The following is a 12,286-nucleotide window of genomic DNA, read 5'->3' as shown; positions in this document are numbered from 1 at the left end:
GAAACCTGGAAGTCTTTAAATGCCCAAAGCTCTAACCCTGCTCGTTTGTGTATTAGTTGTCCTGATCAGCCTCCCGTTGACTGTGGGAGCTGATGATACGGGCATCCGGATAGTGGATATATATTCAGATCTCGACTCATGTGATGTGACAATAACTTCCACCACTACAACTACTGATCTTGTTCTCAGGCTGGAATTGCTTTACAAAGGAAATATTCTTGATACTCAGGAAATTGGGATTGGCAGCACCAAGCCTAATACTGACATAATGAAAGTGGTACTGTGGAACACCGATGAAACAAAGGATGGACAATACAGTGTCTCAGCCAGCATATTAAAAGATACTGAAGAAATAGCGAGTACAAAATACGATTTCGTTTATGGCAGCAGGACTATCCCCAGGGTAAAGGTCGATGACCTCAGTGTGAATTCGCAAGGTTTCAGCATTATGGTGACACCTCAGGAAGCAGTTATTTTTGACCTGGACTACATGCTTCTGGACGGGGATGAAGTGGTTTATAGCGGAACTGAGAAAAAAATAGGATTGCATACCACGCCACAAGAGATCAGCAAGGACTGGAATATCCTGCTCACGAACAACAAGGAATACATGGGAAGAGTAAAGATCAGGCTTACTACACCATTTTCTGCTGCTTTGGCCTTCACTGAACCTTTTGTTGCCAGAGATGACGTAATTATCACCGATACTTACGAAGATGAGATCGGTGCAAGTGCCACTATTGAAGGAAGATCACAGGTACCTTATGAGGGTTTTGTCAGGTTCAGAGTGTCAAGATCTACCGGGGAAACAGAAGGTGAGATAATAGATGAGCAGGAAGCAAGGTCCCCGGTACTCCTGGTCGCAGATGACGAAACAGTGGAGGCTATCTGGACCCAGAGGCTTGAGGAAGGGACTTACAAGCTGGTCATTGAAGTTGTTGGCAATGACGGTGATGTGCTTGACCGCAAGGAAAGGATTATCGAGGCAGAAGCGAAACCCGTGAACACAAATGTTAATACCTCTACTGAAGCTACAAACAACCAGACTCCCTGGATTTCAGTGCCTTCAACATTGGTACTTCTGGCAGCAGTGTATCTTGGAATGAAAAAGAAACAGTAAATTTGTTGGTGAGACTCTGTGCGTTTAGAACTGTTTATTGCTCTTAGGCATATACGTTCAAGAAAAAGGCAGACTTTGCTCTCTGTCGCTGCTATTGGCATAGCAGTGATGATACTCATGGTTTCCCAGGCATTCATGGCAGGTTTTACTCAGGAGCTTTATGGTACCACGGTGGATCAACTGCCTCATGTAGTGGTCACTCCTCAGGAAAACGAAGATTACATCCACCTTTATAAGAACATAGTCAGCAACATAAATTCCATGGATGGAGTGGTGGCTGCATCGCCTTATCTGGTGGGGGAAGCTTCTTTCAAGTTCAAGGACAAAAGCCGTAATGTGTTCATCAAAGGGGTCATACCGTCTGCAGAAGATACTGTGGCGAGGACCAGTAGAGATATTGTCAAAGGAGACTTCAACCAGCTGGAATATACCCGGAATACCATTATAATAGGAACGGCACTGGCAGAAAAACTAGAGGTGCAGCCAGGAGATGTGGTCGAAGTGTCATTCCCGGATGCAAATCCCCTGTCTCTCGAAGTGATAGGTGTATTCGACACTGGTACGCCCCTGGATGAAACACTGGCCTATAGCTCCCTTCAAACAGCCCAGGATTTTTTCGGTACGCAGGATGTGATCAATGGCATATCCCTGCGTATAGTGGATTTCAATCAGGACAGGGAGATTGCCAACGGCATAAAAACTCTTGGATATAATGCTAAAGGGTGGACCGAGAACAATCCGGAAATATTAAGGACAATTGCTATAGAAAAAAGTTCCAATACAATAACCCTGGGATTCATATTGCTGATCGCCTCTTTTGGTGTTGTGAGCACTTTGAATATGGCCGTCATGAGCAAGATAAAAGAGATAGGTATACTTCGAGCCATGGGTGTGGAAGCCTCGGGCATACGCATGATATTTCTGTTAGAAAGCAGCATACTCGGCCTGGCAGGTGCATTGGCCGGGGTTGTATCAGGAGCAGCTCTTGCACTTGCAATTGGCAGTTATCCGATGCCTGAAGAATTTTATGGAATAAGCTCAATACCTGTGATCGTCAGGTTCACAGATGTCATGACCATAATACTAATTGTGTTCCTGCTGAACCTTGCAGCAGGCATTTACCCTGCTCAGAGAGCAGCTCGCCTTGACCCTGTGGAAGCAATAGCCTCACATTAAAAAGGCTGTTTTTTATTCACTTTTATCCAGAAAACAGAACCTGATCCTGAAGGATTGTCATAGATACCAACTTCACCGTGGTGAAGTTCTGTTATTTTCTTTACGATAGCAAGACCTAGTCCGCTTCCCTGAGTCACTTCACTGGAAACTCGTTTAAACCTTGTAAATATAACGTCCTTGTACTCATCACCGATGCCAATACCAGAGTCAGCGAATGTTACTTTCCATGAAGGACCTTCGTCCTCTATGCCTAAAACAACCCTGCTTCCTTCGGGACTGAACTTGATAGCATTGGATAGCAGGTTAGAAAAGGCTTCTTCCATCAAAGGATTCACATCGGCAGGATAAATACCCTTAACCGGATACTCTAGGATCATATTTCTTGCTTCCAGCAGAGGTACAAACCCGCTGGAAACTTTCCTCAGCACATCAAGCAGATCGAGCTCCTCAAAACTTATCATTTCAGTGTTTTCAAGTTTACCTAACATCGAAGCAGTATTAATGATCTGGATAAGATTTTCATTTTGGGCGTAAATTTTCTCAACAATAGACTTTTCCTCATTCACCCCTATTTTATCCAGCAGAATCTCAGAATAGCCTCTGATAATGGTGGCAGGATTCAGCAGGTCATGACGCAAAATATCTATAAAAAGAACCTTAAATTCATTGCTGCTCTTAAGATCAGCAACATATTGCTGAAGTTCTTCCTGGGAATGCCTGAGATCCGTAATATCTTCACCAGTGCTGATCACTCCAATAGCCTTCTTATTTTCATCTATCAGAGGAACGTTTGTCCATAATATCAACCTATTTTCACCATTATATTTGAGTACAGGATTTTCACATTTTACCATACAATTACCGTTAAGACATTCTAAAAACACATCCTTTACATAATTCCGATAACTCTCAGGAACGAAAGCTGCTATCCAATCTTGGCCAACTATCCCATTCTCACTGTAGCCGAGAATTTCGCAGCCTTTCCTGTTTATGAAAGATACGTGTCCATCTCGGCCAAGGACTACTACCATCACCCCAATATTTCCAAGATATTCAGAAAGTTTATCTTTTTCATAAACCAGAATTTGGTTAATATGCTGCCATACTTTAAGATCTTCTTTTAATTTCTCATTTGCTGAAGATATAGTGATAGTGCGCTCCTGCACAAGATTGTTTATGCTTTGACGATAAGATTTTAATTTTTCTTCTGCAACTATTCTCTCAGTGATATCACGGATGACAACTATGTTAGCCAGGCTGCCGTTATAGATGATCTTCGTACCCAGCCCTTCTACCCAAAATTCACGTCCTTTTTTTGAACGTACCTTATATGTGCTGAGATAGCCCCCTTTTCCCCTTATCACATTCAGCTGATCTTTAATAGCCTTAATTTTATATTCTTCACATAAATAATCAAGCATATTGTGGTTCATGGAAAGCTCAGAGTCATCAACGTCAAACATTCTGGCCAAAGCCATGTTGAACATCAAGATCTTTCCTTTGAAATCCAACACCGCCATGCCGTCAAGGGTATTATCCATGAAAGCCTTGCATTTTTGTTCACTTTCATTAAAAGCCCGCAAAGCTATTTCTCGTTCATGGAAACTCTTTATACAGTTGCATATTGAAAAAAGCATGGTCCTTTCTCCTGAAAGAAAGGGACCTTCGTCTGCCTCTGGGCGTTCGTCCAGGTAGAATACTTCAGCAGATACAACTTCTGAACCTGGAGGAGCACATGAACACGAAAGTTTCCAGGGAGTGATCTTAAAACGAGAAGTTTTGAATATTCTACCGTTTACCTTTATTCTGATACAGGTGATAGAAGGAAACTGAAAACCGGAAGGTAATGTATCAACTACCTGTTGCATCACATATTTAAAATTTTCATTATTTGCTATTATGCCCGATATTTTACAAATGCAGTCAATCTCTGCATTCTTACAATCGTCGATTGTGCTGCTCATTTGTACCACTTAATTTGTAAGATCAAATGATAAATCAATTCCAATAAATATTGTAATGGATAAAAGCGAATACTATAAAAATAAGATATCTTTGAGCATGTATATACTTTGCGAAAGATTTCAAGTATTGAAACCGTAAAACCGATTGATCGTAAGCTATGCTTTATTAATCTGCATCCAGAAAACAGAACCTTTACCCGAAGGATTGTTATAGACACCCACTTCGCCACCGTGGAGCTCTACTATCTTTTTTACGATAGCAAGTCCAAGCCCGCATCCTTTAGTCCCTTCACCGGAAACCCTCTTGAACCTTGTGAATATGACTTCCTTGTGCTCATCACTGATACCAATACCAGAGTCAGTGAACGTTACTTTCCATGAAGAGCCTTTGTCCTCCAGGTCTAAAACGACCTGGCTTCCTTCTGGACTGAACTTGATGGCATTGGATATAAGATTCGAGAATACTTCCTCCATAATGGGATTCGCATAGACAGGATAACTACCCGTAGCCGGGCATTCAAGAGTCATACCTTTCTTTTCCAGTAGAGGTGCAAACCCACTGGAAACTTTCCTCAGCAAATCAAGCAGATCAAGTTCCTCAAAATTTATCATTTCAGTTGTTTCAAGCTTGCCAAACATTGAAGCCGCATTGATTATCTTGATAAGTTTCTCGTTTTGGTGATAGATCTTTTCAACGATAGATGCTTCCTCTTCACGTGCCATTGTTTCAAGAAGGTATTCAGAATAGCCTTTTATGATGTTAGCAGGATTTAGCAGGTCATGGCGCAGGATATCGATGAAAAGGAGTTTCAGCTCATCACTACATTTGAGTTCATCAGCATATCTCCTGAGTTTCTTCTCAGAGAGCCTTATATCTGTAATGTCCTCCCCGGCACTGATACACCCAATAACTCTGCCTTGTTCGTCCAGAAGAGGCACATTCGTCCATGAGATCAGCTTCTTCTCACCAGCACGTGTGTACACAATGTTTTCATAATTCCTTGTGAGATCACCTTTAAAACACATTGAGAACTGAGCATTTAATTTATTTTGCTCATCCTTTGGTATGAAGTTCGCAATCAAGTTTTTTCCTATAATCTCATCCTTATCATAGCCAAGAAGCTGGGCTCCTTTAAGGTTAATAAGAGAAACACATTTATCCGTATCCAGGACAATGATCATAACCCCAACAACATCAATGTAATTCTGCAATCTGTCTTTTTCATGTCTCAGAAGTTGTTCTGCGCGTTCCCTTCTTGACATCTCTTTCTGCAACTGCTCGTTGATCGACCGGAGTTCTTCCGTACGTTCAAGGACCAGCATTTCAAGGTGATTATAATATGCTTTTAACTCATCACTCAGATCCATTTTATCAGTGATGTCCAGAATAGCCACTTTACCGATCGGATTTCTTTTGGATAAATCTTTTATGTCCGGGCCTTCGGCAGAAGTATCACGTGTTTCACCGGATTTCATTGTAGATCCCACCTGAAACATGTTGTACTACAGAAGCATCCTGTCAAGCATACATTTTTTGAAATAATTTTTGTATGTGCGGCAATATTTTTAATTAGACACATAGTATGCAACCACCCACTTATAGATGAGATTGGAGTAACATCCATAAATCATTTCCTATTTGAAACAGTAACATGCATCTCTATGGAAATATATACCACTCGAATCAAATAATATCATTACTGATCTCTTCTATACCAAGGGACTTACATCGAGATATCCGCTGTTCAGATAGAAGATATCTAAATGTTTTAAAGAGGGCATAGATCTTAAAATAAAAAGACAGTATGTGTGAAGAACGATAACCACTGATATAGAATAGGTATTTATCGTCCTTTATAGAGTCGTCCATGAACCTAACTACGCCATAACAGCGAGAGAACTCCATCACCATACCTTGAGCCATGCGGGGACCTAGGACAACTGCATCCACTTCCATACCGTCGGCACCTTTTACACCATCTATATACCCATAGTTAAAGATGGTCGGAACTGGGGAAAAAAATACCTTTCTGTAGTGATCACCTGATCTGTTATATTTGAAAAAACTGTATTTTGGAGTTTCGATCACAACCTTCATGAAATGTATTGCACATGATCGTTGAAATTATTTACTGTCCTGTGACAAGATCAGTTCACTCACTCTCAATGGCTTCTACCGGATTAAGAGAAGATGCCTTACGGGCAGGATAGGCACCTGTAATGACATTGATAATGAAAGAAAATACTCCGGCATATACGAAATTGAGAGGATCGATCTTTATGGGCAAAGTTGTGAGTCCGTAATAAACTTCCTGAGGAAGCTCGATCCTATAAGAGCCAATACCCAGTGCAGCCACGTAGCCCATAATGCAGCCAAGTAGCACACCCACGGTACCAAGAATTACAGCTTCCATGATAAAGATCAAAGTAATGTTCTTTCTGGGAATCCCCATGGCCATGAGCATGCCTATCTCCCTTTTTTTTTCCATGACTATGGTGACCAGGGTATTTGCTATGCCAAAACCTGCTATGAAGTAGATCAGAGAATAGTATATCCATACAATAGCAGTCTGGGTGTTCAAAAGTTCAAGGATCTCTTTGTTTGATTCTATCCAGCTTACAGCATCAAGACCTGTATCTTTTTCAATAGCTGCTGCTATGATATCGGCCTGAAAAGGATCCTGTACCCGCAAGTTAATGGAACTTACAACACCTTCCTTTGAGAAGTAATCCTGAAGGGTCTCCAGGCGGACATAGGCTGTGGTTTCGTCAGCATCAGTGCCCGTATCAACGATACCAATGATCTTGAAATTACTTGAACCTGCTAAGGGATCTACCATGGTCACCCAGTCACCCAGTGATGCATCGAGCTCTTCGGCCATATTATCACCTATGACAATACCATGCCTGCTGCGGTCCAGATCCAGAAAACTTCCACTGGTCAGATCTTTGCTCACATGGCTAGTTTGTTCTTCTGAAGATGCATATACACCATGGAGAGCCGCTCCCACTGCGTTGTCTTTAAAAGAAAGGGCGGCCTGTCCCAGCAGAGAAGGAGATACAGCCTCTACACCATCGATCCCTTCTATAGAACCTGAATAATAAGAAGAAAAATGCAGGTATTCATCATCTTGGTCCTGGGAGCTTACAACGATATGTGGCGAGCTCTCCACAGTGACCCTTACCAGTTCTTCCGTAAAACCTGACATCATGGACATAAGCACTACTATGACCCCTACAGCCAAAGCTACGGAAAGAACTGCAAAAAGTGTATGTCGTTTCCTTGCGGTGATGTGGCGAAGAGCTATTTTCAGTTCATACATTATCTTGGTCTACACATAGTATGTGGGACAGCAGTTATTTATGTTTTGCATTCCGGAAAAAGAGAGAAAATAAAAGTGGCGATCACCGGTCAGAAAGGGCAAGCTCCAGTCCTATTACTGAAAAGATACCTGCTTTGGCCCAATTCACATATTTCCCTGCATTTGGAATTTGCATGATCCTGGAACCAATAAGCCCTGCAAATATCGCCACCAGGAAAAAGACGATCAATGCCTGGGCCAGGAATACGACTCCCAGAAATACCATTTGCATCGGGACATTCCCCGCACCTGTACTTACGAACTGAGGAAGGAATGCAAGGAAAAAAAGAGAAACCTTTGGGTTCAGAATGTTCATTACAATACCTCTTCTGAAAAGGAGCTGCACATCGGTCTCTTTAACATCGAAGGATGAGAAGAGAGTTACACTTTCCTTTAGTGCCTTGAAAGCCAGGTAGAGGAGATAAAGAGCACCTGCATATTTTACTACTGTAAATGCAAGTGCAGATCTATACACAATGGCAGATATACCAAGTGCTGCGGCGGTCGTATGGAACAGCAATCCTGTACACAGACCTGATGCAGTTGCCATTCCAGCCTTTTTCCCCTGTGAAACACTTATGGAAAGAACAAAAAGAATATCGGGACCAGGAAGTAAAGTGAGAGCTACAGAGACAGCAATAAAATAGAGAAGTTGCATTGATTCGATCAATATCTCACCTGTCCCATTGAAAATGAAACTTAAAAAAGCAGGAAACAAGATAAAAGAGAGGAATTAGAGTTGCACGTATCTGGCAATATCTCCTAGATCTTCCTCTATTCTGAGCAACTGATTATATTTTGCAGTACGCTCACTGCGTGCAGGAGCTCCTGTCTTGATCAGATCGGCCCCAATAGCCACAGAAATGTCCGAGATAGTATTATCCTCAGTCTCTGCAGAACGGTGGCTGACCACTACAGCGTATCCGTTACGGCTTGCAAGAGTTGCTGCGTCGAAAGCTTCGGAGATCGTACCTATCTGGTTCACTTTCAAAAGCAGGGCATTGGCAGCACCCATTTCAATACCTTTCGCAAGGCGGCCAGTATTGGTCACGAAGATATCATCACCCACAATAAGGGTTTCCCATGCCTCAGCAGTCAGGTTTGTAAAATCCTCGAAAGCTTCCTCATGGAAAGGATCCTCGATGTAGATGATCGGATAACTATCTATCAATTCCAGGTAGAGATCAGTGAGTTCTCCGCCATCCAGCAACTTGCCATCGATGGAATATGTTTCCCCGTCAAAGAACTCAGATGCTGCAGCGTCAATACCAATAGTAATATCTGATTCGCTGTAACCTGCTTCTTCTATTGCGCTCATCAGGGCGTCAAGGGCATCCGTGGTCATGGACAATGGTGGAGCGTACCCTCCTTCATAGCCAACGTTCGTTGCTGAAGCACCGTATTTGTCTTCAAGTACCTTGCGCAGGGCATGATAGGTCTCAGCTCCCATCCTCAGAGCTTCGGAATAAGTATCAGAACCCTTGGGCTGAATCATGAATTCCTGAATAGCAAGGTCGTTACCTGCATGTTTACCGCCATTTATAACGTTCATTGTGGGAACAGGAAGAGTATGTGCGTTCGTGCCTCCAAGGTACCTGTATAGAGGAATGTTCAGGGAATCTGCGGCTGCCTTTGCAACTGCCATTGAAACACCCAGAATAGCATTGGCACCCAACGTCATCTTATTATCAGTACCGTCCATGGCTATCATAAGAGCATCTATGCCGCGCTGGTGGCGAACATCCATTCCCACGAGGTCACCTTCAAGAGTAGTGTTCACATTGTCCACTGCATCGAGAACACCTTTACCTCTATAGCGGTCTGCCTCCTTATCCCTCAACTCAATAGCCTCATGGGTACCGGTGGAAGCACCCGAGGGAACACTGGCACGCCCAAAGCCGCAGCCAGTATAAACGTCCACTTCGACCGTAGGATTGCCCCGTGAATCAAGGATCTCTCTAGCATGCACTTTTTCTATCTTGTACTTACGTTCATCAGCAATGTAAACCATCCTGTTCCACCTCCATGTTCTATCCCATAAAAGGTTATTAGTGTATATATTGTTAGCGTGTCCTTTGGAAGGAAGGCAGGAACAGAACATTTTTTGCATAAATTATATAAACATAGAAGTATTCATATATTTTTATGAAAATAGAAAGCGCTGATATCCTGGATGAGCAAAGCAAAGAGATCATCGAATTATTGCAAAACCTTGGAGTCGGCAGAACAGAAGCTATTTCCATCGCCTGCCTCTCCTGCGGGAAAGAGATTACTTCCCATGACATTGAGCAGGCATCCGGAATGCGGCAACCCGAAGTAAGCGTTGCCATGAGGCCTTTGCGTGAGAGAGGATGGATAGAAGAACGCAATGAGAAAAAGAACTCTGATAAAGGCAGGCCGGTCAAGTACTATAAACTGATTGTTCCCCTTAGAGAGATAATAGAGACCTTTGAAGAAGAGATCCGGCAGAGGAACAAAGAAATGGAAGAAACTCTCAGGCATTTAAAGAATCTGAAAAAGCTCTGAGAGCAAAATGCTTTCAATCATCCATTTTTCCAAATATGACTGGAGAATATCCTTTTTCAATATCATTTACTCGTGCCGCATTAATTCCCGATATTTCCAGGATGCATACTTCATTTACCATGAAAGCCTTACTCTGGTTCCTCAAACAACCTGTCCTGACAATTTCATCCCTGCCTATGCTACAGTGCAGGTGTACCTTAGGACCCTCGCCTTCATAAAAAACATTTCCAATGCCTATGATCTCATGAGGTGTGCCTATTTTGACCCACATCGGGACGGGAGGCACACATGCCGCCCTGGGGCCTGCCACAAGCTCGGCCTGTTCAATGGCACCCAGCAGGAAGAAAAAAGCAGACCTTATGTTCTCTTTCCTTGAAACGGTTTGCAATGCTTCAATCAGGTCTTCACCATGATCAACTCGCAGGAAGAAAACCCTGCCAATAGTACCTGCAGTATATTCCATGCCAGACCTCAAGCATTTCCATACTCAAATACCCTGCCATCCACTAGTCGGACTATTCTATCTGTCCTCTTTGCCATTTGCTCATCATGGGTAACCAGAATGAATGTCTGGTTCCGCTCCTTGTTAAGCTTCCTTAGCAGATCATAGATCATCTGACTTGATTTGGAATCCAGATTACCCGTAGGCTCATCACCTATGACTATCTTTGGATCGTTAGCCAGTGCCCTTGCGACTGCAACCCTCTGGCTCTGACCTCCGGAAAGCTGTGGAGGCTTGTGGTCCATCCGATCTTCTAATCCCACTTCCTTAAGCAGTTTTTCAGCTAGCTCCCTTGCCTGTTTCTTGCTCTTGCCAGCTATAAGCAATGGCATCATAACATTCTCAAGGGCAGTAAAATCGGGAAGCAAATGATGGTATTGAAAAATAAACCCTAACATGTTGTTCCTGGCCTTCGACCTTTTGTCCTCGGACATGGAGGTCACATCCTGACCGTCTATTAAAATCGTGCCGGATGTAGGAGTATCAAGGATCCCGATCATATGCAGCAGAGTACTCTTTCCTGAACCTGAAGGGCCTATTATGGCTAAAAACTCGCCGCGTTTTATATCCAGACTCAGGTCATCCAATGCCCTTACCTCTACACCGTCCCCATAAACTTTGGTAAGATTTTTAATCTCAATTATGTTATTCTGCTCTGTCATCAGACTTATCCTGGATAAAAACTAAATTACCACTATAGTAGAGATGGCTTACACTATTTCACTTTTCCGGGTACAATAACATTACACAGAGAACTCCATACTGAGGTCCATCCATCTTGCAGCATGGATAAGCGATCCCATAGAGATCACATCAACACCAGTCTTCGCGTATTCTTCAAGGTTCTCGATGGTAATATTTCCTGATACCTCTATGAACACATGTTCTTTTAAACCTGCTTTTTTGAGAGTCTGCACAGTTCTCAGTACCTCTCCCGGACTCATGTTGTCGAGCATGATGATATCCACTCCGAGGCCAGCCACTAACAAGGCTTCTTCCATGGTTTCCACCTCTACATCTATCTTCTGGGTGAAACTGGCCCTTTTTCTTGCTTCGCTTATGGCTGCTTCAAAACCCATTAGCTTGATGTGATTGTCCTTAAGCATGATGCAGTCAGACAGACTGAACCTGTGGGTATCACCACCGCCTGCCATCACAGCCATTTTTTCCAGGCTGCGCATGCCAGGTACTGTCTTGCGGGTGCAGGCGACCTTTGCATCCGAGAACGCACTTACTATTTGCACACATCTGCTTGTCAAAGTGGCAATACCACTCAGATGACCCAGAAAGTTCAAAGAGAGCCTTTCAGCTCTTAACATCGATACGGAGCTGCCTGCGAGGTAGAAAATAGTATCTCCGGCCTGTATCTTATCACCATCGTGATATGGTGTCGTCGCGTGCAGGTTAAAGTACTTGAAAATGGACATTGCAACATCAATGCCTGCCAGAGTGCATTCCTCCTTAGCGAAGATGATAGCTTTTACTTCCCGCTCCGGCACCAGAGTACATGAAAGGTCATAGGGACCAAGGTCTTCCTGGATGAAACGTTCCAATTCACTGTTTAGCATCTTTACCACCGATATGTTTCAAGAGGTTTATATGTAGATTGTAATAACCTTTTCTAACTTTACAGCTT

At 43.1% G+C, this 12,286-nt stretch carries 12 protein-coding genes; 3 read left to right on the top strand and 9 right to left on the bottom strand.

The annotated features are described in order from the left end of the window. The first annotated feature begins 19 nt into the window (after nucleotides 1-19). Nucleotides 20-1,120 carry a hypothetical protein gene (locus tag ACCM36_RS04140; RefSeq protein WP_370572472.1) on the top strand — a complete coding sequence of 367 codons (1,101 nt, stop codon included), beginning with the start codon at nucleotides 20-22 and terminating at the stop codon, nucleotides 1,118-1,120. Between the two features lie 18 nt (nucleotides 1,121-1,138). After that, nucleotides 1,139-2,296, top strand: coding sequence for an ABC transporter permease (locus ACCM36_RS04135; RefSeq protein WP_370572471.1), 1,158 nt, complete (start codon nucleotides 1,139-1,141; stop codon nucleotides 2,294-2,296). On the opposite strand, the gene ACCM36_RS04130 is transcribed toward ACCM36_RS04135, so the two are convergent. The 6 genes from ACCM36_RS04130 to eno form a co-directional block, all read right to left on the bottom strand. Further along, nucleotides 2,293-4,260 carry a PAS domain S-box protein gene (locus ACCM36_RS04130; RefSeq protein WP_370572470.1) on the bottom strand — a complete coding sequence of 656 codons (1,968 nt, stop codon included), beginning with the start codon at nucleotides 4,258-4,260 and terminating at the stop codon, nucleotides 2,293-2,295. The two genes, ACCM36_RS04135 and ACCM36_RS04130, sit on opposite strands and share 4 nt — an antisense overlap. A gap of 156 nt (nucleotides 4,261-4,416) precedes the next feature. Continuing rightward, entirely contained in the window at nucleotides 4,417-5,736 is a 1,320-nt protein-coding gene (locus ACCM36_RS04125; RefSeq protein ID WP_370572469.1) for an ATP-binding protein, read from the bottom strand. Nucleotides 5,737-5,944: 208 nt separating this feature from the next. Further along, nucleotides 5,945-6,358: an inorganic diphosphatase gene (locus tag ACCM36_RS04120; protein WP_370572468.1), complete on the bottom strand. Its 414-nt coding sequence runs from the start codon at nucleotides 6,356-6,358 to the stop codon at nucleotides 5,945-5,947. Nucleotides 6,359-6,413: 55 nt separating this feature from the next. Beyond that, nucleotides 6,414-7,583 carry an ABC transporter permease gene (locus tag ACCM36_RS04115; RefSeq protein WP_370572467.1) on the bottom strand — a complete coding sequence of 390 codons (1,170 nt, stop codon included), beginning with the start codon at nucleotides 7,581-7,583 and terminating at the stop codon, nucleotides 6,414-6,416. Between the two features lie 82 nt (nucleotides 7,584-7,665). Further along, nucleotides 7,666-8,292 carry a LysE family translocator gene (locus ACCM36_RS04110; RefSeq protein ID WP_370572466.1) on the bottom strand — a complete coding sequence of 209 codons (627 nt, stop codon included), beginning with the start codon at nucleotides 8,290-8,292 and terminating at the stop codon, nucleotides 7,666-7,668. Between the two features lie 63 nt (nucleotides 8,293-8,355). Then, nucleotides 8,356-9,633 (bottom strand): phosphopyruvate hydratase, encoded by a 1,278-nt coding sequence (gene eno, locus ACCM36_RS04105; protein WP_370572465.1) that lies wholly within the window; start codon nucleotides 9,631-9,633, stop codon nucleotides 8,356-8,358. Between the two features lie 134 nt (nucleotides 9,634-9,767). On the opposite strand from eno, the gene ACCM36_RS04100 reads away from it, so the two are divergent. Continuing rightward, complete coding sequence (locus tag ACCM36_RS04100) at nucleotides 9,768-10,148, top strand: transcriptional regulator (RefSeq protein ID WP_370572464.1); 381 nt, start codon at nucleotides 9,768-9,770, stop codon at nucleotides 10,146-10,148. Between the two features lie 13 nt (nucleotides 10,149-10,161). Here ACCM36_RS04100 and ACCM36_RS04095 read toward each other — a convergent pair whose 3' ends face one another. The 3 genes from ACCM36_RS04095 to nadC form a co-directional block, all read right to left on the bottom strand. After that, on the bottom strand, nucleotides 10,162-10,611 hold the full coding sequence (locus ACCM36_RS04095) for a PPC domain-containing DNA-binding protein (RefSeq protein ID WP_370572463.1): 450 nt from the start codon (nucleotides 10,609-10,611) through the stop codon (nucleotides 10,162-10,164). Nucleotides 10,612-10,619: 8 nt separating this feature from the next. Continuing rightward, nucleotides 10,620-11,312 (bottom strand): ABC transporter ATP-binding protein, encoded by a 693-nt coding sequence (locus ACCM36_RS04090; RefSeq protein WP_370572462.1) that lies wholly within the window; start codon nucleotides 11,310-11,312, stop codon nucleotides 10,620-10,622. Nucleotides 11,313-11,393: 81 nt separating this feature from the next. Beyond that, on the bottom strand, nucleotides 11,394-12,218 hold the full coding sequence (gene nadC / locus ACCM36_RS04085) for a carboxylating nicotinate-nucleotide diphosphorylase (RefSeq protein ID WP_370572461.1): 825 nt from the start codon (nucleotides 12,216-12,218) through the stop codon (nucleotides 11,394-11,396). Between the last annotated feature and the right edge of the window lie 68 nt (nucleotides 12,219-12,286).

The sequence above is a fragment of the Methanomethylovorans sp. genome (genome assembly GCF_041305605.1).
GTDB lineage: Archaea > Halobacteriota > Methanosarcinia > Methanosarcinales > Methanosarcinaceae > Methanomethylovorans.
Note: the sequence above shows the minus strand (reverse complement) of the source record. Positions and strands in the feature narration are given on the sequence as shown.

Excerpts from the sequence above, each read along its gene's own strand:
- ACCM36_RS04140 (WP_370572472.1), top strand. The coding sequence starts at position 20 with ATGCCCAAAGCTCTAACCCTGCTCGTTTGTGTATTAGTTGTCCTGATC.
- ACCM36_RS04115 (WP_370572467.1), bottom strand. The coding sequence starts at position 7,583 with ATGTATGAACTGAAAATAGCTCTTCGCCACATCACCGCAAGGAAACGA.
- ACCM36_RS04130 (WP_370572470.1), bottom strand. The coding sequence starts at position 4,260 with ATGAGCAGCACAATCGACGATTGTAAGAATGCAGAGATTGACTGCATT.
- ACCM36_RS04095 (WP_370572463.1), bottom strand. The coding sequence starts at position 10,611 with ATGGAATATACTGCAGGTACTATTGGCAGGGTTTTCTTCCTGCGAGTT.
- ACCM36_RS04120 (WP_370572468.1), bottom strand. The coding sequence starts at position 6,358 with ATGAAGGTTGTGATCGAAACTCCAAAATACAGTTTTTTCAAATATAAC.
- nadC (WP_370572461.1), bottom strand. The coding sequence starts at position 12,218 with ATGCTAAACAGTGAATTGGAACGTTTCATCCAGGAAGACCTTGGTCCC.
- eno (WP_370572465.1), bottom strand. The coding sequence starts at position 9,633 with ATGGTTTACATTGCTGATGAACGTAAGTACAAGATAGAAAAAGTGCAT.
- ACCM36_RS04125 (WP_370572469.1), bottom strand. The coding sequence starts at position 5,736 with ATGAAATCCGGTGAAACACGTGATACTTCTGCCGAAGGCCCGGACATA.
- ACCM36_RS04100 (WP_370572464.1), top strand. The coding sequence starts at position 9,768 with ATGAAAATAGAAAGCGCTGATATCCTGGATGAGCAAAGCAAAGAGATC.
- ACCM36_RS04090 (WP_370572462.1), bottom strand. The coding sequence starts at position 11,312 with ATGACAGAGCAGAATAACATAATTGAGATTAAAAATCTTACCAAAGTT.